Raw genomic sequence first — 21,354 nt, forward strand, 5'->3', positions numbered from 1 at the left:
ATTGCGGAGTTGTTTAGAGGTCCCCTAGGTTAGCAGCAGGATGATCCAGACTGCTCAGTTCCCGAGGCTTCCGAGGCAAATGGCATTTCCTTGCCGCAGCCGGGAAACAGACCAAAGTGTCGAGAAAAATCGCCAATAAATTCAAAGTGGGGGGCCAGCCGGGTTTCCGCGAGCATCCTCCAGGTATTGCCACACACGGGGAACACCCTGCCGGTTTCCATGGTGTGGTGACCATCGAGGGTAAACTGCTCGGCAGAGCCCGGGAGTGTTCCCTTGTAAATCACCGCTTGGCCGTAATCTTCACAGTCTTTCTCCAGCTGTGACAGCTTGAACAAGCGATAGGTGGCGGAAAAAAATTGAATGGAACCGCAGCGCTGGGCTAGGGCCGGGTTAGTGATTAGCAGGGGCCGGCTCTCCACCAGGCGCGGATCACGGAAACCGCTGTTTTGGGCAATCTCCAGGAAGTCATTCCAATAGAGCGCACCGCCGAGGCATTCGCCAAACAGTTCGGGGTCAGAACTCACTGCCTGCGGGATGCGGCGGTCTGCATAGACATCGGAGAAGTAAAATTCTCCCCCTTCTTTTAACAGTCGGAACAAGCCTTTGAGCACGGCATCTTTATCGGTGGAGAGGTTGACCACACAGTTGGAGATGATGACATCAAAGCTGCCGGGCTCTAATTCCAGTTCCTCCAGCTTCTCGATATAGCCGTGCAGGAAGCGAACATTGTCATAGCCAAATTTATCGGCGTGGTGGGCCTGATGCTGTCTGGCGACTGTCAGCTGCTCCTCTGTCATATCGATCCCCACGACCTCACCCTCTGGGCCTACCAGCTGTGACAGCAGGTAAATATCCCGGCCCGATCCACAGCCGAGGTCCAGTATCCGGCAGCCCTCCAGAAGTGGTGGGCAGACAAGTCCGCAGCCGTAGTAGCGGGAGAGAACTTCCGGGTGAATATTGGATAGCAGGGGTTTTAACCACTCGGGCATATCGGTGGGGTCACAACAGGCGTCCGTCTTCAGGTCGGAAGAGTTCTTCAGTTGGCGTCCGTAGTAGTCCTGTACTAAATCGTGCATTGGCTCTTTACCTATTGCGGGGTTATCCAAGAGGCGCTCTTTGTACCCTTGTCTGGGGCGCGTAACAAGCCTGTGGTTTGCAGTGCTAAAAGCCCGGGATCTCACCGAGATATTGCGGAATTATTTAGAGACTCCCTGATTAGAGGCCTCCAGTGAAGAAGGTTTCCATTTTTTGCAGCTTATAGGGTGGCCACTGCTAGTCCGAGTTTCTCTTCGCACTGGCTCAGGGTATGGAGAGAGGCATAAACGTCTCAATTGGCACGAAATTTCTAGCATGATGTACTGGATATTTTAGAATTGGCAAAGTTGCCCTTTGGTGCCAGTGGGATTTGGTTAGTAGAGTATCGCGCTATTTTCGTTAATATCGTTCGTCCCCGCTTTGATATTATGAGGGAACGTAATTGAGCGATCACCTAGCTTCCAGTGTTTCGACAGAGTCCAATACGGAGGATTCCCTGCGGAATTCGCAGTTCCTGGTGGATTTGCGCCAACAGATGCTGCGCTTTGCCAGCTTGCAGTTGCAGGATATGCAGTTGGCGGAAGATGCTGTTCAGGAGGCCCTGATAGGCGCGTTAAAAAATTCCCGCAGTTTCTCCGGGCGCTCTGCCTTAAAGACCTGGGTCTTTGCCATTCTCAAGAACAAAATTGCCGATATATTGCGCCAGAGGCAACGCTTTGTGGATGCAGATCAGTTGGTACGCGGCGATAGGGAAGAGCACGACCACGACGAGCTGTTTGATCAAACCGGACACTGGCAGAAGGCGGAAAAGCCCAAACACTGGGCCGATCCGGAATCTGCTATCCACGACAAGCATTTCTGGCGAATCTTTGAAGCGTGTCTCAGTCATCTCCCTTCGCGCCAGGCGCAAATTTTTATGATGAGGGAGTTTATTGAGCTGGAGAGTCACGAGATATGTGCAGCCATGGATATCACCGTGAGCAACTTAAATGTCACATTGCACAGGGCGCGCCTTCGCCTGCGCGAGTGCCTGGAAGATAACTGGTTCGGTGTGGAGAAGTGAGCATGATGAAGACTTGTCGGGAAGCTACGCGATTGATGTCGGAATCCCAGGAGCGGGACCTGCTTATTTCTGAGCAGGCGAGCCTTAAGTTACATTTGGCGATATGCACTCCCTGTCGCAATTTTGGCAAACAGCTCAAGACACTCAGGCATATCACCAAATCTTACGCCCAGGGCGGCCCAGAGAAAGCCGACAAATAGTATGGCGCGCGTCTCTGGGGCCGATTATTTCACCTGAGTATACCTAGCGGGGAGGCGGAACCGGGCGGTAGGCAATATGGCCACCGACAAAATGCGGTTCATACCAGTAGGACCCGCAGTGCTCATAAGTGACCTCGCCAATCGTTACCACCACACAGCTGCTCGGCAGTGTATACAGCCATCCACCGACTGCTGCTGTCCCCCAAAATGCCGGGCCCGGATAGGGCCAGTAGTGCGGGTGCCAGGGAGGGGGCGGATAGGGGGGGCGATGGGGCGGGAACGGGGGATGATTGGGGAAGCGCCTGGCAAACTCTCCCGGCCCATAGCCGCCGTGAAAACCGCCGCCCATTGGGCGCGGCCCATTAAAGTGCCCCCCTATATTGAAGTGGGCCCCGCCGCCGCCAAACCGCCCCATCGCTTCGGCGGCAGGGGGTGCCAGTATCCCCAGTAGCACACTCGATATCAGGGCGGGCGCAAGCCATTGTGCAATAAGCCCTCTCTTTTGACTGTTGCGAGGTATCATGGTGTCGCCTCCTTGTTGGGTTCTGCCCTCTTAAACTTGATTTGTTTGAGTTTGCCGGTAGACGGGGTAAATCGGGCCTTGACAGCGGGTTTACCCTCCAGCCAGTTCAAGGTGGCGATAAAGCGGGGCTTGGCGGGATCGCGGGTATTGACCGTGGAAATACGCAGGGGCAGGGGCTTGTCACCGGTCTTAATCCAGATTTCCCAGTCCAGATTTTCTGAGCGGAATGCCCAGTGCTCAGTTTTGTGACCGTTGATCATAGGGCGGTTTACCAGAAAGCCCTCTTTAATGCCGGACCAAACATTTTTCTTTCTGCCCCACTCGAGAAGGTCGGCAAAGGGTATTTCAATACCGTATTCCTGGGCGGCTTTAGTCAATATTTGCGCGGTAGGTTGGGGGGCCTCCATCTCGGCGAAATAACCGTCGCGGGGAGCAATAACCGTGAACTTGTCGCTACTGTGAATAAACTGGCGGGTAATTGAATCTGTCTTTAAGTCTACGCGCAGCTGTTTTGGCGGCATTGCGATGTACTCGACGGTACCGCCAATCAGGAGCTTCTCCTGGTTCTCCAGCACTACCTCAGTGAAAATATCGGCATTGAAAGTCAGCATTTTGAGATTGCCGAGGTAATTCCCCATACGTTTCAGTGCCGCCATCGCTTTCGGGTCTAGGGACTCCTCTGACGATGCAGTCCCCGCTTGGGTTTTATCGGTCTGTGGGGCAGGGGCTTGGGCAGCGACAGTGGGGGGGATGACCACCGCCGCTGCAAGAAGCAGCGTCCTAGCCAAGCCGCCGAAGGTGTGAAGAGCAAGCATTTAGCGGTACCTCCCAATGCGTAGCCATAGTTGTGGCATTTAAATCAGTGTAGAGGAGAACCTTCGCGCCCGCTGTTCGGCGGTTCCTGAGCTGAAAGGGGATAAGCTATGCTTCCCGAAACCAGTGAGGTCGGGCTACTAAGACCCGCCAAGTTTCCCTCTCTGGCGGAGTGTTGTCATCATTGGATTGAGTGAGGGGGACTTGTTTGCTAGAGTCGCTTCACCATTCCAAGTTTCGCTGTTTCTATGAATGTGGTTCGACTGTCATTTTTGTTGATTGCGCTGCTGGTCTTCCAGACCGCAGGGGCTTTCTATGACAGTCACGATGAGCTGGAAGATATCACTATCCACTTTTCCTCCAGCCATACAGGCCCTTCGCAGGGCTCTGTGGCGGATACGCCCGATGAACCAACCAGTCCCTCTGCCCCCGTCTCCAGCCTCGGAGATGATCCATCTGCGCAGGTATTAGACTTTTGCAATCACTGTTGCCATTGCCACGGTATCAATGCAACGGGGCTTCTGGGGCAGTCCTACCAACCCCTTTTGTGGGGTTCTTTGAGCTATGGTGAAGTCGCTGCTGGAGCAGTGCCTTCAGGTTATTTCTCTCCTCTGTTGCGCCCCCCTATAACCCAAGTCTGATTGGTCAATTACTGCGTATGCCGCTATAGCAATAAAGCGCTGTAGTTGTGTGCGCCGATAGGATGTGATTTGGGAGAATTCCATGGATTTTTATCGCGCGCTCTGCGAGAGCGTGGCTGGTCGTGCAACCGCCAAACTCCTGGTGGCGACCATTTTGAGTTTATCTGCGCAAGCAACGCTGGCGCAGAAAGGGGACTTGCTGACACTTCCGGACGCGATTGAGCTTACGCTCGCGCAGAACCCGGAACTCGCTGTATTTCCATTGCGAAAGCAGGGGCTGGAGGGTGCCGGGCAGACTGCCGCATTAAAACCGGCAGTGGAGCTGGGCGTTGAGACGGAGTACAAGCACTACGGTGAGGATAACCTCCCGGACCCGGAGGATAATGCGGACAACGAGTTCGAACTGACCGTAACCCTGTCGTCAGTCGTCGAACTGGGTAACAAGCGCCAGGCGCGTATCGATATCGTCAATGCGCAGCGCGACCTGTTAATTGCGGATGAGCAGGCCAAGGCGCTGGACCTGTTGGCAGAGGTTATCCGCCGCTATACCCAGGTGCTCGCCGCTCAGGAGCTGGTAGTTTTGGCGCAAGAGAAAGTCTCTCTTGCCCGCGAAACTTTGGCGGCAGTTAGTGCGCGGGTGCGCGCGGCGGCCAGCCCGGTATCTGAGCGCCTGCGGGCGGAATCTGCGCTGGCCAAAGCAACCCTCGCGCAACAGCGCGATCGGAGTCTGCTGGAGTATTACAAGCATGCGCTGTCAGCCCTGTGGGGAAAGCCGAGGCAAAATTACCGGGTGGACTCCGCCGAGCTGTATCGCTTTGAGCCGAGCGAGGGTTTTGAGGTGCTCTATGCTCGGGCCGAGGGCAATCCAGCCATAGCCCGCTTTGCCTCTGAGGAGCGTTTGCAAGCCTCCCAATTGCGCTTAACCCGGGCAAATGCCAGAGCGGATATCGGCTGGTATGCCGGCCTTCGCACGAATCGGGCTGTCGATGAAAGTGCAGTCCTCGCGGGCTTTAATGCCCCCCTGTTTACTGCCAAACGCAATCGCGGTGCTGAGTTAACAGCCATGGCAGAACTGGATGAAGTGATGCTGCGCCGAGAAGCGGCACTACTCCGACTCTACCCGCAGCTTTACTGGGCAGTAACCAGCCGTGAGCAGGCCCTCAATACTGTCGAGACCTTAGGGGGCTCAGTTATTCCCAAACTTCGCCAAGCGTTAACAGAGGTGGATCGCGCTTACCAACGCGGTCGGGATTCCTACGTGGATCTGATTTCCGCAAGAGAAGAATTGCTCAATGCCGAGCGCGAGCGAATCGAGGCCGCGCGATCGGTACTTCTGTTTGGCGCAGAGATTGAACAACTGACCGCCAGCCCTATGGGCGTTGATAGCAGTAAATAATTCTGGATTGAAATAATGAGTAAACCAACTAAAGCGATTCGGCTGGCGATATTGTCCTTCTCCCTGTTGTTGTCAGGGGTTTGGTGCGCACCGCAGAGTTATGCCAGCGGTAACCACGGCGGACACGATAAACACGAAGAGCCCCGGGGGCCCAATGGCGGTCGCCTGTTGAAAGCGGATGATCTCACCGTAGAGCTGCTGACTTTCCAGCGGGGCGTCCAGCCGGAGCTCCGTGCCTGGATTAGTCGCAATGGTAAGCCCTTGGAAAATGCGCGCCTCGCGGTAGAGCTGGAAAGACTCGGCGGCCAAGTAGATCAAATTCCTTTTACCTGGGATGCCGATACCGGGTTTTTCCGTGGTGGGGGTATTGGAGGCGAACCGCACTCCTTTGATGTTTCGGTTTCGGTTTTTCTTAACGGTGAGCGCACCGACTGGAAATATGAATCCCATGAGGGTCGGGTAAAAATTCCCGAATCAATGGCGCAAAAGGCCGGAATTAAAACCGCAGTGGCTGGCCCCGGTACTATCAAAGAAAGTGTCACCCTATACGGCAAGACGACGGTTGATCATCGCAGCCTCAGTCATGTGCGAGCCCGTTACCCGGGAACCCTCGTCACTATCGAAAAAGCCCTCGGGGACTGGGTAGAAAAAGGGGAAAAGCTCGCGACTATAGAATCCAATGACAGCCTGCAAACCTATCCACTCGTGGCGCCAATTAGCGGCCACATTATCGATAAGCAGGCCAGTGGGGGAGAGTTCAGCGGCGAGCGGGTGTTGTTTACAATTGCCAACTACAGCCAGCTGTGGGCTGAGTTACAGGTTTTCCCCACTCGTCGCGACCAGATCAACCTGGGTCAGAAAGTGACTATTACGGCCGGGGATCGCACTTTCGACTCAACGATTGCCAGCCTCGCTCCCGGCGGTAATGGTCAACCCTTTGCGATAGCCAGGGCCGTGATTGATAACCCCAACGATCTCTGGACAACAGACTTGATGGTTGAGGCCCGGGTGGTAACCCGCGAGACCCCCGCGCCTTTAGTGGTGGAGAACCGCGCACTGCAACCATTTCGCAACGGGACCGTGGTGTTTATCAAAGTTGGGGATGTCTACGAAATTCGCCCGTTAAAACTGGGGCGCAGCGATGGCAGCGTGACAGAGGTGCTGAGTGGCCTCAACCCGGGTGATCGCTATGTCACCGAGAACAGCTACTTGATCAAAGCGGATATCGAAAAATCCGGCGCTGCCCACCACCATTAATTGAGGCCACAAGATGATTGAAAGCATCCTGCGCTTCTCAATTGAGCGGCGCCACTTCGTTTTGTCCCTGATCTTTGTGTTGATAGGGCTGGGGCTTTGGAGTTACCAGAAACTCCCGATTGATGCCGTCCCGGACATCACTAATGTTCAGGTTCAGATTAATACGGAAGCCCCCGGTTTCTCTCCTTTAGAGGCTGAGCAGCGGATTACCTACCCGGTGGAGGCGGCGCTCGCCGGGCTTCCCAACCTGGAATACACCCGTTCAATTTCCCGCTATGGGTTATCCCAGGTCACCGCCGTGTTTAACGAGGGCACAGACCTCTATTTTGCCCGCAACTTAATTGGCCATCGCCTCGGTGCGATCAAAAGCAATCTGCCCCCGGGGCTGGAGCCCGAGATGGGGCCCATTGCCACCGGGCTCGGTGAGATTTTTATGTACACCGTGGAGGCGCTGCCCGGCGCTACCCAGCCGAACGGGCAGCCCTACGATGCCACTGCACTGCGGGAAATCCAGGACTGGATTATCAAACCGCAGCTGTCACTGGTATCCGGTGTAACGGAATTGAACACCATTGGCGGCTACAACAAGCAGTATCACGTAACGCCAGACCCCCGGCAGATGCTCAATTTTGATGTATCCATGGAGGATATCGCCGAGGCTTTGCGCCGCAACAACGAGAGTCGCGGCGCCGGTTATCTGGAGAATAATGGCCGCCAGCTGCTGGTGCGTTCACCGGGGCAGCTGCAAAGTATCGCCGATATTGAGGGCGTGGTTATTACCAGCCGCGCCGGGGTACCGGTGAAAATTTCGGATGTGGCCGAAGTCGCTATCGGTAAAGAGCTGCGCACCGGCGCGGCCACTCGCGATGGCGAAGAAACTGTGCTGGGTACTGCCATGATGCTGGTGGGGGAGAACTCCCGCGAAGTGGCTGGCAATGTGGCGGCGGCTTTGGAGCGGGTAAAGTCCACCGTACCCGAGGGTATCAAGGTGGAAGCGGTTTACGATCGCACCACCCTGGTCGATAAAGCCATTGCCACAGTGCAGAAAAACCTTATTGAGGGAGCGCTGCTGGTGATCGCGGTGCTGTTTCTGCTACTGGGGAATATTCGAGCCGCTGTTATCACTGCCGCAGTAATCCCACTGTCCATGCTCGCCACTATTTTTGGCATGGTGCAAACCGGTGTTTCCGCCAACCTGATGAGCCTCGGCGCCCTCGATTTCGGCCTGATCGTCGATGGGGCCGTGATTATCGTGGAGAACGCGGTGCGCCGGCTCGCCGAAGATCAACGGCGCAGCGGCTCTAAGCTCTCCTTGCAAGAGCGCTTAGAGTTGGTATTCCAAGCCACCAATGAGGTAATTCGCCCCAGCTTATTTGGTGTGTTGATCATTACTGTGGTGTATATCCCGCTGTTCACCCTAACCGGTGTGGAAGGCAAGATGTTCCACCCCATGGCCGCCACCGTGGTTATAGCCCTGTTAGCGGCGCTGATTCTTTCGCTGACCCTGGTTCCCGCCGCAGTTGCCGTTTTCCTCAGCGGAAAAATCAGTGAGAAAGAAAACAAGGTAATCGCAGTCAGCAAATCCCTGTACAAGCCGCTGCTAATCGCAGCGATGAAAGTGCGCTGGCTGGTGCTTTCCGCAGCGCTGGCACTGGTGCTGTTGTGTAGTTGGCTGGCCACCACGTTGGGTTCTGAATTTATACCTCGACTCGACGAAGGCGATATCGCACTGCACGCATTGCGTATTCCGGGAACCGGTCTGGAGCAATCGGTGGAAATGCAGCGTCTACTGGAGCAGCGTATTAAAGAGTTTCCCCAAGTAGACAAAGTGTTTGCAAAAATAGGCACCCCGGAAGTGGCTACAGATCCAATGCCGCCCAATGTGGCCGATAACTTTGTGATCCTGAAACCCAGAGACCAGTGGCCCGACCCCAAGTTGCCACAAGAGCAACTGGTTGCAGAGATCGAACAAGCTATTCGGCAGTTGCCCGGTAATAACTACGAGTTCACCCAGCCGATTCAAATGCGCTTTAATGAATTGATTTCTGGAGTGCGTGCAGACCTGGGGATCAAAGTATTCGGGGATGATTTGGAGCAGCTGGTAGCCTCTGCCAATGAAATCCTCGGCGTACTGAATGGGATTGAAGGCGCTGCCGACACGCGAGTAGAGCAAGTGGAGGGCCTACCGGTTCTCTCGGTTGTTCCCAAGCGTATCGCGCTGGCCCGCTACGGCATCGACCTCAAAACCCTACAGGATTTGCTCTCGACCGCTATTGGGGGTGAAGAAGCGGGGCTGATTTACGAGGGCGACCGCCGTTTCCAATTGGTTGTACGCCTACCGGAAGAGCTGCGTCGGGATTACGAAAATCTGGGCGATCTTCCTGTACCCCTGCCGGCCGGCAGCCCATTGGGCCGTTATGTCCCTTTATCTGAGGTGGCCAGTCTGGAAATGACCCCAGCCCCCAATCAAATCAGTCGTGAAAACGGCAAGCGCCGAGTGGTGGTGACGGCCAACGTGCGCGATCGAGATTTGGGCTCTTTTGTCGAGGAGGCGAGGGCGCGGATAGAGCAACAAGTTTCCCTGCCCGCAGGTTACTGGCTGGTTTATGGCGGCACTTTCGAGCAACTGGAGTCCGCCAGTACGCGTCTTTCCATCGTAGTGCCACTGACGCTACTGGTAATTCTCAGTCTGCTGATTATGGCCTTCGGCTCATTCAGGGATGCCTTGATTATCTTTAGCGGAGTACCTCTGGCACTGACTGGCGGTGTCCTGGCCCTGTGGCTGCGGGGGATGCCGCTGTCGATTTCTGCCGGGGTAGGGTTTATCGCCCTCTCCGGTGTGGCGGTGCTAAATGGCCTGGTAATGCTGTCATTTATCCGGCAGCTGCGCCAGCAGGGCGGTGAGCTGCTAACCTCCATTATCGACGGCGCGATGATCCGCCTGCGCCCAGTACTGATGACCGCGCTGGTTGCCAGTCTGGGATTTGTGCCCATGGCTTTAAATGTGGGTACTGGCGCTGAAGTGCAGAGGCCTTTGGCAACTGTAGTGATTGGAGGGATTATCTCCTCAACGCTGTTAACCCTTTTTGTTCTGCCACTGCTTTATCGGATTGTGCACGGGAGGGAGCAGGAGGCCTCTTAGAGCTGATACTTCCTTTGGCTGCCTGCTTTGGGTTTTATAGCGTGAGGTAGGCAGTCTATATCGGTCGATTGTCATGGGTTTTTATATGAATAAAAAATTGCTTTTCCAGTGCAAGCACTATATAGCTCAGCTTGTATTTGATAGTGCCGCCCTGGAAAATTCACCTTTCACATTCCCAGAGGTTCAAACGCTATTGGAAGGGATTGCTGTTGGAGGGTATACCCTGAGTGATCAGAACCTGGTGCTCAATCAGAAGGCGAGCTGGGAAATGCTATTTCGGCTGATCGAGACCGAATGCTTTGAGGTAACAAAAGAGGTCGCGTGTAGCCTACAAAATTTTGCTACCCAAAAAGAGCCCCGAGATAGGTGCTGTTTTAGCGTAAATAATGCACGCATACCGGGTGCTGAATACATTCCATCACAGGCTAAAGCCTTGGATGCCCAGTGGCACGAGATGATAGATAAGCTCGGAATGATCCGGGATACTAAGGTACGTGCTTACTCCCTGTTCTTACAAATGGCTCGCAACCAATTTTTTGGAAGTGGGAATAAGTGCACCGGTCGTCTAATGATGAATGGTGTTCTACTGTCTGAGGGCATTTCCCCTGTTTTAGTGCCGGCAAAATCAAAACTTGAGTTTGATGCCAAGATGATTCGATTTTACGATAGTGGCAATGATTCAGAAATGATTGATTTTTTAGCAGGGTATCATGTTGATTTTGGGTAATAGAATATCGATTTAAAAGAGGCTGAAATTTTGAGATCTGATTATGGCCGGTAGATTGTGGGGTTAATGGTAAAGTTGCCAATTGGCTGACTGGGCTGCGTAACAATCCTGAAAAGCTAAATCAGTTAGGGGTGGATCTTATGGTGGAGCATGCTAAGTATGTCATGGAGGACCTAAGGATGTGTGCTGGTAATATACCTGGCGTTCTTAGTCCTCAGCAGGTTTCTGAATATCACCATATTGTTTTCAAAAGACATGGTGTTGTCTCATTTTTATTGGGGTCGGATGGGGCTTGGTTGTTTGGAGGCACTCTATTTAATTTGCCGGCCAGTACATATCGGCCAGTTTGGTGCAGTGCTTGTGACTTCATTGGCCCTCAGGTCGGGGTACGGTAATGCGAACTTCAAATATGATGCTTGCAACTATCGTTTTGGTGTTTATAATTTATACTGCTTATTCATTTTCACAAGATGACTTTCAAGAAATAGAGCTTGGGTCTACTAAATTTTGCATGCCAGAAAATGACCTGGACATTGATGTTCTAGATCAAAGTCAGAGTGCCTCTCAATTTTTTGGTAACCATGATCATAATTTCGGAAGTGTTCAGTTTATAATAGCGCCCAGCTTGGTGCAGGAAAATATCAATGAGTACGTTATAGATGACTATGGTTTGCCGGCGGTTTTAGTTCTGAATCTTAAGGTCGCTTCATCTTCTGATATTAACCGTTGGCTATCTGGCGCCTCTTATTCAGATGTTTTAAGGCTCGAAGGTGATTTTTCTTCTTCAAGCATATCGGAGGATGATGGGGGGCTCCTTTATAGTGTAAGCTGGTCTTCGGAGCCCCCACCTTATGTTATTTGGCATGTACTCAATAGACCCCCAGCAGCAAATGCTGTGGTTCCCTTATCACTAAGTGAATACTATGTTGCATATTGTAGTCGTGCGGGTGGTCGCAAGGGAGAGGCAAGTAACTGTTCATTTTCAGAAGGGTATAATGATTTCTATCTGACAATCACGACTTCAATGGAAAATTTAAAAATAAAAAAACAATTAATTAAATATTCCAAAGATTTAATGGATGAGTGGAAGCGGGGTTGTGTGGGAGAGGCTTGATAAACTGGTGCGTAAAGCTCTAATTCTTCCTGGTGCTTTATTGAGGTTTTGGGGTTGCTAGGTGAGGTTATGGCGTATAGGGGGATAAAAGATATGCGCGGGATTTATGGTTGGCGCTTAAGATGGGCGTCGTAGTCTCTATCTCTGAGTATTCAGTTTTCAGAGTTGTAGTAAAAGCTGCCAATAATCTGCAGCACTAAATGAACGGCCTGAAACGGCAAGGCAGTTTTTTCCGCTAGGGTACGCAGTCAGGTGGCTCAGATCAGAAAGAGTCGTTATTGTGATTTGTGTTGCTGTAGAGGTGGCTCAATGGGCGGCTAAATACCCTGATAGCCTATGCGGCTAATTCTACCGCAATTTGTATTATTAACCTGCCGTGTTTAGGTTTGTAAGCAAACGCTGAAATATAAATAATATTTTTATTACTTGTGTTGCTTCCCGTATTGCTAGATGAGCCCTCTTTCTATGGGGCGCCTCCTTTATTGCTTATATGTTCCGCTAGACCGAAGTTTCCATATGAAGCTTAACTTCTACTATCTGGGCTATATGCCAGTTGAGTCCACCGCAAAGGTTTTGAATAGCGCTCGAAATTTCCCGTTAAAACCTTTGGCCTGTAATTTCTGAGTGTGCTTATTAAAGATTAAGCTGTAGTGCAGGATAGTCTGAAGATGTGTGAAATACAGCATCAATCTTGGAGGTTCAAAGATAGAAAGCGTTGATTCTGAGGGTAAAATCTTGTCTGCTATTTTAGAAAGTTCGGATAATCAAAATTTACTTTGAGTCTAAAAGATACGGTTCAATAAAGCGCTTAGTGTTTGAATATAGTGGTTCGCTCGACCGGTTGATAGGTTTTATAGCTTGTTGATATCGAGGTGAAGCCCGGTCGTTCATTGTCGCATTGGTGCCGCTTATAGGAGCAGGTTGTATCTTGTGTTTTCTCTAAAAGGGGTGTTTCATCTCTAGAAGCAGTTGAGAGAGGGGAGGAACGGCAATATATATTCCAGTTCCTGATGTGCAAGATCGGTATGATTTGATTTTTGCTTGTGAAGCAAGAGTTGTAGTGTGGGCGATCGCTTCAATATCGAATATATTTTTCATGATCGGAAAGTGTTTTGTTTTTATATGTCAATGTGGTTTTTTGGGGATGCCGGGGTATGACTTATATCCTGGTTTTGGGGGCTTAAATTTGCCTTGTTAATTGGTTTGTTTAATCGGGGGGATGAGTAATGTTTGAGCAGCTCTTTCAGGATTTATTGTTTTGGCCATTTGTGATTACATTGGTAATAGTCTTATTGCTTGCCAAGTCTGTCGTTCTTGTAGAACCCAAACAGTATCACTTTGTACTATTTCTAGGTAGATATTGGAAAACAGCTACGCCAGGGATTAACTGGATTGTTCCTTTTCTCTCCTGGGTCGATAAAAAAACCTCTACGGCCTTAAAGGAGACCCCTGTAGAGCTCACCCTTAAGACAAGTAATCAAGTTACTTTTGGGTTGATCCTTAAGGTGCAACACCAGGTGACTACCGATGTGAAGCGCGCGTATAAGGCTCTGTACGAACTGGAGAATTATCAAATCCAGTTGAAGTCCTTTGCGACAGATGCCGCCATTCCAATTGCTAACAGTATTAAATTTGAAGAGGTCTATAGCCAAAAAGAGCAAATAGCGAATAAGGTTAAAACGCGGCTTCGTCACGTTTTCAATAATTTTGGTATACAGGTGGTCGATGTACTATCGGGTGAACCGTGCCTGCCAATATCAGTAGAGGCTCAGGTGAATAGAGTTATGGAAATGCAGCGTGAGAAGCAGGCAGCGATTTACGAGGCTAAGGCAATCCAGGAGCGAGAGCTGGGCAAAGCTAAGGCAGATGGTGAGTCGGTAAGGATTCGGATGAAGAAGGCGGGGGAGGCTCGGCGGATATACGCTGAAAGTACCGCTGAAGCTATCAAGACACTAACCAGTGTCGGTACTAGCGCCGATGAAGCATTACGTTTTTTGAGCGCGATTGCAGATAATGATGCGATTGTTACTGCTGCGCGCCATGGCAGCGCGGCCTTGATGGCCAGCAGTCAAACTCAGCCGCAAGTATCTGTTGCGCTGCCGGTGTCAGAAAAACCCACTACAATAACAAAGCCGAGACTTCAGAGAGAACTACAACCTGTTTGATACGGAGTAGGCGGGGCTGACTACATAGTAGGCGGCGCTCTATAGATACTTATTGTGGGAGGGGGGCTTTTGGATAGCTTTATCTTTATAGGCCAGCCCTCCTACCAGGTCAGAAGCGTTTAGAGTATGCTTTTCTAGCTGTCAGCATAATTAATCTTCACTTCGCAAAGCGGGCGATGCCAAACTTAAGGCTTTAATGGAACAGGGTGTCGTCCTTTTTTATGGCTTTGATCCTCAGTCACCTTTGCGTACAGCTGAGTTGAATCGGCGGGTGTTTGTATTTTTTGGCTTGTTATAGCTAGTATTCCGAAAGCATCGGTAATGCGATATATCTTAAGCGAGACAGTTGTGGCATTAGTATCCTCAGTCGAGAGTTTTAGAGTCAGTTCAGCTTGCCTCTTTGCTTGAATGGCTGAATGGTCTACTTGTATTGCCTAATAATATTGCCGTTTATTATCACACGGTTGCTGATCGTGCGGGTATGGTTACAACTTGCCCTTAGGCTAAAAAGGAGGGGGCAGTTTCTGACGTGTAAGAGTAATATGATTTTTCGGTGATTATAGGCTAAAAAATATGGCTATAGACTGGTTGCGCTGTCTGGCAGGATTTGTTTTCACAATTGGTTGGTAAAAGGTTTTTTAAGTGGATTTCTGGAACCTTTTTGGCGGTGACTCTAAGGGTATAATTTCAGCCTTATTTTTTGAGCGTTTGACTTTATGCTATGGAATAATCTTCCTGGTTAGGAATGCTAGAGTATGTTTGGACAAGATTTTGAAAGCTTTTTAGTGTGGTCACCTGTATTTGCAGTGGTAGTGGTTGTTTTACTTGCCAAAGCCATCGTTATTGTAGAGCCTAGACAATATCACTTTGTATTGTTTTTGGGTGCATACTGGAAAACGGCGACTCCTGGTCTCAACCTGATTGTGCCTTTTTTGTCCTGGGTTGACAAGAAAGCCTCTACAGCCTTGAATGAAGTGCCTGTAGAACTTACCCTTAAAACGAGTAATCATGTCACTTTTGGTTTGGTTCTCAAAGTGCAGCACCAGATAACCACCGATGTGCATCTTGCGCATAAGGCACTATATGAATTGGAAGATTATCAAGCACAGCTAAAGTCTATTGTAACAGATATCGCTATTCCAATTGCCAATAGTATCAAGCTTGAAGATGTCTACAATAACAAAGACCAGATAGCTGACAAGGCTAAAGAACAGCTTCGTCATTTCTTCCATTGTTTTGGAGTTCAGATTATCGATGTGCTATCAGGTGAACCGCGTCTACCCAAATCAGTAGAGATTCAGGCAAATAAAGTTATAGAGATGCAGCGTGAAAGGCAGGCCGCAGCTTATGAAGCTGAGGCAATTCGGGAGCGCGAAGCAGGTAAAGCTAAGGCAGATGGCCAGTCTGTGAAGATTCGTATGAAAATGATGGGGGAGGCGCGGCGGATGTACGCTGAAAGTGCCGCCGAGGCCATTAAGGTTCTGGTCAAAGCCGGTACTAGTGCCGATGAAGCATTGCGTTTTTTAAGTGCGATTGCAGATAATGATGCGCTTGTCACCGCTGCTCGCCATGGTAACACTATGGTAATGGCCGCTAGTCAGGCACAGCAACAGCCATCGATTGCTCTACCGATACCGGACAAATCCATTACTGTCGCAAAACGGTCATCCCCGCAAAGAGAGCCTCAGCCTGCCTAACAGGAGTGTCAGGCTTACTTGAATCTTTGAAGAAGGGTGCATTGGGAACCTCTGAATCATTCCATAATATATCTGTGGACCTTTCAGGGTGGTTCACACTCAGTGTTACTCTAGGCATCCCTACAAAGCCGCGCCTTGCTTGTGACTGCTCTGAGGCTCAGAGGCATCAAAGAGCTATTCAGGGGCTCTATAGCCTTCAAATTACAGGTTTTGTTATGTCCTGTGGACATTTATAATAATCTGTGTCTAATATTTAACCCTCAGAATCTTCACAGGTATTTTCGAGCTATTGAGGTACTCCAAGTGTGCTCAGTCAGCTCTATATTGGAGGCCTTTTTATGATTCCAAATATATATTCCGTTTGCACAATTGGAGCAGGAAAATTGTACGTGATGCCAAAGCCATCGAGTGATTATTTGGAGGATGATGTTCGGCATTTTATTTCAGAGGGCGTGGATACGGTTGTCTCTCTCCTTGAGGAGTCTGAGGAGAGTGAGCTTGGATTGAAGTCTGAGGGAGAGATTTTAAAAAAGTACGGAATAAAGTTTATCCGCCATAGTATTCGGGACCGAGGACTTCCTGCATCAGTTCCATTTGGCGCTTTACTTGATCAGCTCTATGGTCTGCTGACGCTGGGTAGCAAGATTGCTGTTCACTGCCGCGCGGGCATTGGTCGTACGGGGATGGTTGCATCTTGCCTTTTGGTTAAAGAGGGCGTTGCCTCTCAGGAGGCCATTGACACAGTAAGCGCTGCGAGAGGTGTTCCAGTTCCTGATACACAAGAGCAATATGATTTTATCTGTGATTATGAGCTGGGTTCCATATGATCTTCAGCTGAGCGAAGGAGTATTGATAGAAAGTTTATTGGATAAGTCTGTGTCAAATTGTCTAGATTTGGATTGTGTTGAAAGAATGCAGAAGAATATCTTTTGACGTTGTGTTACATAGAGGAAAACTGGAGGGTTAAAGGCCGTTACCCGCACCTAATCTAGAGTTGGTATTTAAATTCAAGGTCAATCTGGAGGGTTATAATAATGTCTTATGTAGATGGGGTTGTCACCGCTGTGCCTACAGCGAATATAGATGATTATATTAGGCATGCAAAAATTGCTGCGGAGGTATTTAAAGAGCAGGGTGCGCTAAGGGTTGTAGAAGCCTGGGGTGATGATATCCCACAAGGTGAAATAACCTCTTTTCCCATCGCTGTAAAATGCGCTGAAGATGAAACCGTGGTCTTCTCCTGGATTATCTGGCCATCTAAAAAAGTCCGAAACTCTGCCTAGCGAGCGATTGTTGATGACCCCAGGATGCATCCAGAACATAATCCCATGCCATTTGATGGCAAGCGAATGATTTATGGTGGGTTTAGTGTCATTCTGGATGAATAGTAAGCTATGTTCGGGAGCTATCACGGCTTAAAAGAAAGAGTATTTCTTGGTCGTATAGCTCCTGTATTAGTTTTGTGTGGCGGCTCAAAATCATAGGGATAGGTTCGAGAGGTACCATCGTACGGATAGTGAGTTACAACTTCCATAAAGGTGATTTTTTAAGCATCGGTATGCTGAAATAGCTTTAGGGGAATATAGAAATCTGATATATAGAGATGCATTCCCGAGAAATTCTGCAAACAAAGACTGTAGTTAATATGTACCCGAAACTTTCCAGAAGATTTAGAGCGTTGATGATTGATTCTTTAGTGCTGATTGCCGTTACTGTTCTCTCGATAGCTATTGGTACGAGTATAGACTTCACAAATGAAGTATATCAATCAGTTTTAATTTTGCTGTTGATTGTATTATTTGAGCCGGTATTGGTCTCCTTAACTGGAGGGAGTGTTGGGCATCATCTTGTGGGTGTTCGTATCCGTAAAATAGCAAGTGATAAAAGGATCAATATCGTTCAGGCAATAATCAGAACGTTGTTTAAATTGCTTTTGGGAGTTCCTTCATTAATCTTTGTTCTTACCTCAAAAAAATATCAGGCGCTACATGATTTTATTTCTATGTCGTTAGTGGTTGTTAAGGCCCCGGCTTTGTTGCCAAGCTATGAAGTGCTTGAGGAACGTACTGAATCATATGAGTATGAATATCCTGGAAAGACTCGGAGATTGATAGTAGCGGTTATGTATGTAATCAGTTCTTCTTTGGCTATATCTGCGATTGCTGTTATTTCAGTGTCGGATTTATGTGCATCCAAACAGGTTTGTAATAGTGCTGAAGATACAGTCCACTTGTTTTTGGGCGTACTCTTTTGGGTTTTGGTTTTTGTGCTTCCCTGGGCGGGATGGGCTGGCCGTTTATATGGCGCGCGAAGAATAAGGTTGATCGGCTGAGATGTTGTAGTTTTTCTTCAGGTTTAGTAATGGTTGTTTAAGGTGCATCTAATGACGCTTGAAAATTGGCTGGCTTTTTGTTCAATTGCTCTTTTGGCAACCGCTACTCCGGGGCCTGCGGCACTACTGGTTTCTATCAACACCCTGTCTGCCGGTGTCAGAGCGGGAGTGCTTACAGCTTTGGGCAACATCTCTGGGCTGTTGGTAATGTCCGGACTCTCTGTTATTGGGTTGAGTACGATTGTCCTAAATTCCTCAATAGCGTTTACAGTAGTAAAGCTCCTGGGCGCTGGCTATCTAATCTATATGGGTGTTAAGCTTTGGAGAAATGGTATAGGGCGAATGGAATCCACGCAGATCCCTTGTAATAATCAACGTGGATTATTGAGCTTTTATATACAAGGGGTCTCCATTGCCTTAACTAACCCCAAGGCAATTATTTTCACAACCGCACTTTTCCCACAGTTTATCTCATTGTCAGGCCCGCTATTGCCTCAGTTTATACTGCTGGTTTTCAGCTTTATGGCATTATCTTTTAGTTGTTTATTTTGCTATATGTTGCTGGCCGGGGGTGCCAAGATAAGGTCGAGAAACTTTACTTCAAGCCGGTTTTTTAGCCGACTACTCGGCTCAACTTTTGTGGGTGCTGGCTGTGCTTTAGTTGGTACGTCAAGATAGATAGGGGTGTGTAAGGGAGTTAAGTACACTGTTGGCGTAGTTGCCTGGTTTTAAATGGGTTGATAAGTAGTGATAGGAGTTCCACTATATGAATATTAAAGACTATATCGAGTTAATTGGTAGTTTTACAAAAGCAGATTTTGGCTTTCAGGGGGGAGGGGGTTCTCTATACTCTAAATTGCAACAGGAAGGGAATGTGATTTTTCCTGAGGAATTTCAAGAGTACATTGTCAGCTATGCACCAGCCCATAGCCAATTTTTTGAGTGTGTGGGAAACCCCCTTGATCTATATAGTGCAGGGCGTTTGTCATGGCTGATGAATGGATATAACTACAACCCGGTTGAAAATAAGCCGATATCTCACTGGGATAAAACCTGGTTCTTATTTGCGGATGAGGGAGCAGATCCCATCATTGTTGATTTGGCCGAAGGTGGCAGACATTCAACGGTATACCGTGCCATGCATGGGGCTGGAGAGTGGGACTTTAGGCCTATAGCAGACTCCATCGGGCAATTTCTACTGTGCGCTTCAGCTTTACATCATGCACTTACAGGAATAGTTGATGATGATGTAATTATTGATGATGAAAGTGGGTTTAACCTCAATGATAGAAGTGCATCTTGGCTGTTTCCATTCTTTCGCCAATATGCAGATAAATATTACAAAGATTGGCTTGTGTCATTTGATAATAGCTAGGAAGTCTCTGGAGAATTCTGTAATGTCTCAGAATCTCTCTAGGTGGTCTTATTTTCATATGTTCGCTTATCTAAAATTTCAATTGAATATTGCTGGTAATCCACGTTGTGGGTTGCTCTGCATATATCGATATATTGCCTATGGGGGTTGGATATCTACCATCAAGTTGGTCAAGCACAATTAGTGCTTTGTATGATAAAAGTACGCCTGACTCGCGAGTTAGTATACTCAGAGGTACCTTAAGTTATTCTGTCTGGTAGAAGTTGTTGCTTGCTCTAGTCAAGTTTTGCCTTGATGCAGTCTTTGGGTGAATCGTAATTATTTTTGTCTGGATAATCTTGAATTATTGCATAGTAGTTATTGCGCTGTTCCATTTTAAACCCATAGCACTTCAATAGTGTATTTGCGGCATGGTAGGGCTTTACAGAGTCAATTCTGAGTGTAACCTTTTGATTTGATAGCTGCTCAATGCCGACGACATCTTGTTGGGCAAAGTTGAAAATCATTCTGGTCATTTCACTTAGTGGGATGTCCTCAAAGTTAAGTTGCATGGTTTCCTTTGGCCAGGATGAATCATCGGCAACTACATGTGGTGTCTGGGTTAGAGCAATAAATCCGACTGTAAGAACAAGGAGGGCACCCGCTGTCGTTTTTACAGTTGAGCTGTGGTGTTTTTCAAGCATAATAAATCTCTCTTTTTGGTTTAATAAGAATGCCATAGTGGCGGGGAGGATGTTCACGTGCAAACGTTCTGTTAGCGCGCGACCATATTCTAAGCGCTCGTCGTTACTGCTATTTTTTAGTGTCCGGTGGTCACATGCCAGCTCCTGGTCTTCTCGGATTATTGGGCCGACTATATGAATTAATGGGTTGAACCAAAATACAGCGCGGACAATTTCGTAGATTAATTGGATCCATAAATCCTTACGTTCTATGTGAGAGAGTTCATGGGCTAGAATGCAGCGTTGCTGAATTTTGTTGTATCGTGAATGGAAGTCATCCGGTAAGTATACAGTGGGCTTGAATAGCCCTGTAACAAATGGAGCAGATGGTATCTGTGTTTTATATATGTTATGGGCTTTCAGTGCTAAGGGTTTATATATATTGATAATCTCTTCGGTGAGGGTAGGTTGTCGATTTTGGTTTAAATGAATTTTAAGCGCGTATATAGAAAAGAGTCTATAACCCGTCCAGATGGAGAGGCCGACCAACCAGACCCAGATCAAATAAAGGTCAGGAGAAAGGGCCGCAACATTTGGATTGGGAAATATCGTTATTGAGATTTGATCAGATGAAAAGGCTTGATACTCTATTAGTGCAATTTCGACTTCAGGTTTTTGCCACATAAAGCACCTAGCTAAAGGGATTAGCCAGAGTAGAAATGCTATCTGTGCACCCAGATAACGTCGGACCAAACCCTTTAGCAGTAGAACCAAGCCAATGAGTAGAGTGATTTCAACTGATGTTCTATATAACCACTCAATCATTTTTATTCTTCAGTTTATCTAAGATTTCTTCAATCTCTTTTAGATCTTGAGCCGATATCTTTTTATGCTGGGCGAAGTGTGCAAGTAAAGGAGCCATTTTCCCATTGAAAAAACGTGACAGGAGCCCCTTCGTTTCCTCCTCAACAACATCATCCCTTGAAATAGCGGGAGAGTAAAAATAGCGCTTGCCATCTTTGCTTCTCTCAAGTGACCCCTTTGTTACCAGTCTGCTTAGCATGGTTTTTATGGTATTTGGGTGCCAGTCAGAAGTTTCCTGTACCCGTTCAATAATCTGCCCCACTGTAAGAGGGTGGTCCTTCCATAGAACCTCAAGGATTACCTGCTCTGAAGCTGAAACAATCATACTGATAACCTTTTAACTACACT

Annotated in this window: 20 protein-coding genes; 15 read left to right on the forward strand and 5 right to left on the reverse strand. The window is 48.7% G+C overall.

The annotated features are described in order from the left end of the window. Nucleotides 1-29 precede the first annotated feature (29 nt). The gene (locus tag ACJJIF_RS03865; protein WP_444930927.1) at nt 30-1,076 is read right to left on the reverse strand and encodes a methyltransferase domain-containing protein; all 1,047 of its coding nucleotides are present in this window, start codon (nt 1,074-1,076) and stop codon (nt 30-32) included. A 401-nt stretch (nt 1,077-1,477) separates the two neighbouring features. Between ACJJIF_RS03865 and ACJJIF_RS03870 the strand changes: the two genes are divergently transcribed. Together ACJJIF_RS03870 and ACJJIF_RS03875 are read left to right on the forward strand one after the other, a co-directional pair. Next, nucleotides 1,478-2,098 (forward strand): RNA polymerase factor sigma-70, encoded by a 621-nt coding sequence (locus tag ACJJIF_RS03870; protein ID WP_444930928.1) that lies wholly within the window; start codon nt 1,478-1,480, stop codon nt 2,096-2,098. Between the two features lie 2 nt (nt 2,099-2,100). Then, entirely contained in the window at nt 2,101-2,298 is a 198-nt protein-coding gene (locus ACJJIF_RS03875) for a zf-HC2 domain-containing protein (protein ID WP_444930929.1), read from the forward strand. Between the two features lie 43 nt (nt 2,299-2,341). Here the strand turns inward: ACJJIF_RS03875 and ACJJIF_RS03880 are convergent, their stop codons facing one another. Together ACJJIF_RS03880 and ACJJIF_RS03885 are read right to left on the reverse strand one after the other, a co-directional pair. Then, complete coding sequence (locus tag ACJJIF_RS03880) at nt 2,342-2,821, reverse strand: hypothetical protein (RefSeq protein WP_444930930.1); 480 nt, start codon at nt 2,819-2,821, stop codon at nt 2,342-2,344. Beyond that, the gene (locus ACJJIF_RS03885; RefSeq protein WP_444930931.1) at nt 2,818-3,636 is read right to left on the reverse strand and encodes a DUF2092 domain-containing protein; all 819 of its coding nucleotides are present in this window, start codon (nt 3,634-3,636) and stop codon (nt 2,818-2,820) included. Before ACJJIF_RS03885 ends, ACJJIF_RS03880 begins: the two co-directional genes overlap by 4 nt. Before the next feature lie 246 nt (nt 3,637-3,882). Here ACJJIF_RS03885 and ACJJIF_RS03890 point away from each other — a divergent pair, with 246 nt between their 5' ends. The 13 genes from ACJJIF_RS03890 to ACJJIF_RS03950 all read left to right on the forward strand — a co-directional run bounded on the left by ACJJIF_RS03890 (nt 3,883) and on the right by ACJJIF_RS03950 (nt 19,480). After that, nucleotides 3,883-4,275, forward strand: a complete 393-nt coding sequence (locus tag ACJJIF_RS03890) for a hypothetical protein (protein WP_444930932.1) — start codon at nt 3,883-3,885, stop codon at nt 4,273-4,275. 82 nt (nt 4,276-4,357) lie between these two features. Beyond that, complete coding sequence (locus ACJJIF_RS03895) at nt 4,358-5,671, forward strand: TolC family protein (RefSeq protein ID WP_444930933.1); 1,314 nt, start codon at nt 4,358-4,360, stop codon at nt 5,669-5,671. A 15-nt stretch (nt 5,672-5,686) separates the two neighbouring features. Beyond that, on the forward strand, nt 5,687-6,928 hold the full coding sequence (locus ACJJIF_RS03900) for an efflux RND transporter periplasmic adaptor subunit (RefSeq protein WP_444930934.1): 1,242 nt from the start codon (nt 5,687-5,689) through the stop codon (nt 6,926-6,928). Nucleotides 6,929-6,941: 13 nt separating this feature from the next. Continuing rightward, complete coding sequence (locus ACJJIF_RS03905; protein ID WP_444930935.1) at nt 6,942-10,070, forward strand: efflux RND transporter permease subunit; 3,129 nt, start codon at nt 6,942-6,944, stop codon at nt 10,068-10,070. A gap of 85 nt (nt 10,071-10,155) precedes the next feature. After that, nucleotides 10,156-10,797 (forward strand): Fic family protein, encoded by a 642-nt coding sequence (locus tag ACJJIF_RS03910; protein WP_444930936.1) that lies wholly within the window; start codon nt 10,156-10,158, stop codon nt 10,795-10,797. 394 nt (nt 10,798-11,191) lie between these two features. After that, entirely contained in the window at nt 11,192-11,911 is a 720-nt protein-coding gene (locus ACJJIF_RS03915; protein ID WP_444930937.1) for a hypothetical protein, read from the forward strand. Nucleotides 11,912-13,137: 1,226 nt separating this feature from the next. Next, nucleotides 13,138-14,076: an SPFH domain-containing protein gene (locus tag ACJJIF_RS03920; RefSeq protein WP_444930938.1), complete on the forward strand. Its 939-nt coding sequence runs from the start codon at nt 13,138-13,140 to the stop codon at nt 14,074-14,076. A 755-nt stretch (nt 14,077-14,831) separates the two neighbouring features. Beyond that, nucleotides 14,832-15,773, forward strand: coding sequence for an SPFH domain-containing protein (locus tag ACJJIF_RS03925; protein ID WP_444930939.1), 942 nt, complete (start codon nt 14,832-14,834; stop codon nt 15,771-15,773). Between the two features lie 338 nt (nt 15,774-16,111). After that, the gene (locus tag ACJJIF_RS03930; protein WP_444930940.1) at nt 16,112-16,600 is read left to right on the forward strand and encodes a protein-tyrosine phosphatase family protein; all 489 of its coding nucleotides are present in this window, start codon (nt 16,112-16,114) and stop codon (nt 16,598-16,600) included. A gap of 207 nt (nt 16,601-16,807) precedes the next feature. Continuing rightward, on the forward strand, nt 16,808-17,056 hold the full coding sequence (locus ACJJIF_RS03935) for a DUF1428 domain-containing protein (protein WP_444930941.1): 249 nt from the start codon (nt 16,808-16,810) through the stop codon (nt 17,054-17,056). A 362-nt stretch (nt 17,057-17,418) separates the two neighbouring features. After that, nucleotides 17,419-18,105, forward strand: coding sequence for an RDD family protein (locus tag ACJJIF_RS03940; protein ID WP_444930942.1), 687 nt, complete (start codon nt 17,419-17,421; stop codon nt 18,103-18,105). Between the two features lie 51 nt (nt 18,106-18,156). Further along, entirely contained in the window at nt 18,157-18,783 is a 627-nt protein-coding gene (locus ACJJIF_RS03945) for a LysE family translocator (RefSeq protein WP_444930943.1), read from the forward strand. An 88-nt stretch (nt 18,784-18,871) separates the two neighbouring features. Then, entirely contained in the window at nt 18,872-19,480 is a 609-nt protein-coding gene (locus ACJJIF_RS03950; protein WP_444930944.1) for an SMI1/KNR4 family protein, read from the forward strand. Between the two features lie 275 nt (nt 19,481-19,755). Here ACJJIF_RS03950 and ACJJIF_RS03955 read toward each other — a convergent pair whose 3' ends face one another. Together ACJJIF_RS03955 and ACJJIF_RS03960 are read right to left on the reverse strand one after the other, a co-directional pair. Then, entirely contained in the window at nt 19,756-20,967 is a 1,212-nt protein-coding gene (locus ACJJIF_RS03955) for a M56 family metallopeptidase (protein ID WP_444930945.1), read from the reverse strand. Further along, on the reverse strand, nt 20,960-21,331 hold the full coding sequence (locus tag ACJJIF_RS03960) for a BlaI/MecI/CopY family transcriptional regulator (protein WP_444930946.1): 372 nt from the start codon (nt 21,329-21,331) through the stop codon (nt 20,960-20,962). Before ACJJIF_RS03960 ends, ACJJIF_RS03955 begins: the two co-directional genes overlap by 8 nt. Nucleotides 21,332-21,354 lie beyond the last annotated feature (23 nt).

The sequence above is a fragment of the Microbulbifer regidiadema (SeqCode) genome, assembly GCF_052467605.1.

Coding starts and splice junctions, on each gene's coding strand:
- ACJJIF_RS03865 (WP_444930927.1), bottom strand. CDS start 1,076: ATGCACGATTTAGTACAGGACTACTACGGACGCCAACTGAAGAACTCT.
- ACJJIF_RS03875 (WP_444930929.1), top strand. CDS start 2,101: ATGATGAAGACTTGTCGGGAAGCTACGCGATTGATGTCGGAATCCCAG.
- ACJJIF_RS03880 (WP_444930930.1), bottom strand. CDS start 2,821: ATGATACCTCGCAACAGTCAAAAGAGAGGGCTTATTGCACAATGGCTT.
- ACJJIF_RS03885 (WP_444930931.1), bottom strand. CDS start 3,636: ATGCTTGCTCTTCACACCTTCGGCGGCTTGGCTAGGACGCTGCTTCTT.
- ACJJIF_RS03890 (WP_444930932.1), top strand. CDS start 3,883: ATGAATGTGGTTCGACTGTCATTTTTGTTGATTGCGCTGCTGGTCTTC.
- ACJJIF_RS03895 (WP_444930933.1), top strand. CDS start 4,358: ATGGATTTTTATCGCGCGCTCTGCGAGAGCGTGGCTGGTCGTGCAACC.
- ACJJIF_RS03900 (WP_444930934.1), top strand. CDS start 5,687: ATGAGTAAACCAACTAAAGCGATTCGGCTGGCGATATTGTCCTTCTCC.
- ACJJIF_RS03905 (WP_444930935.1), top strand. CDS start 6,942: ATGATTGAAAGCATCCTGCGCTTCTCAATTGAGCGGCGCCACTTCGTT.
- ACJJIF_RS03910 (WP_444930936.1), top strand. CDS start 10,156: ATGAATAAAAAATTGCTTTTCCAGTGCAAGCACTATATAGCTCAGCTT.
- ACJJIF_RS03915 (WP_444930937.1), top strand. CDS start 11,192: ATGCGAACTTCAAATATGATGCTTGCAACTATCGTTTTGGTGTTTATA.
- ACJJIF_RS03920 (WP_444930938.1), top strand. CDS start 13,138: ATGTTTGAGCAGCTCTTTCAGGATTTATTGTTTTGGCCATTTGTGATT.
- ACJJIF_RS03925 (WP_444930939.1), top strand. CDS start 14,832: ATGTTTGGACAAGATTTTGAAAGCTTTTTAGTGTGGTCACCTGTATTT.
- ACJJIF_RS03930 (WP_444930940.1), top strand. CDS start 16,112: ATGATTCCAAATATATATTCCGTTTGCACAATTGGAGCAGGAAAATTG.
- ACJJIF_RS03935 (WP_444930941.1), top strand. CDS start 16,808: ATGTCTTATGTAGATGGGGTTGTCACCGCTGTGCCTACAGCGAATATA.
- ACJJIF_RS03940 (WP_444930942.1), top strand. CDS start 17,419: ATGTACCCGAAACTTTCCAGAAGATTTAGAGCGTTGATGATTGATTCT.
- ACJJIF_RS03945 (WP_444930943.1), top strand. CDS start 18,157: ATGACGCTTGAAAATTGGCTGGCTTTTTGTTCAATTGCTCTTTTGGCA.
- ACJJIF_RS03950 (WP_444930944.1), top strand. CDS start 18,872: ATGAATATTAAAGACTATATCGAGTTAATTGGTAGTTTTACAAAAGCA.
- ACJJIF_RS03955 (WP_444930945.1), bottom strand. CDS start 20,967: ATGATTGAGTGGTTATATAGAACATCAGTTGAAATCACTCTACTCATT.
- ACJJIF_RS03960 (WP_444930946.1), bottom strand. CDS start 21,331: ATGATTGTTTCAGCTTCAGAGCAGGTAATCCTTGAGGTTCTATGGAAG.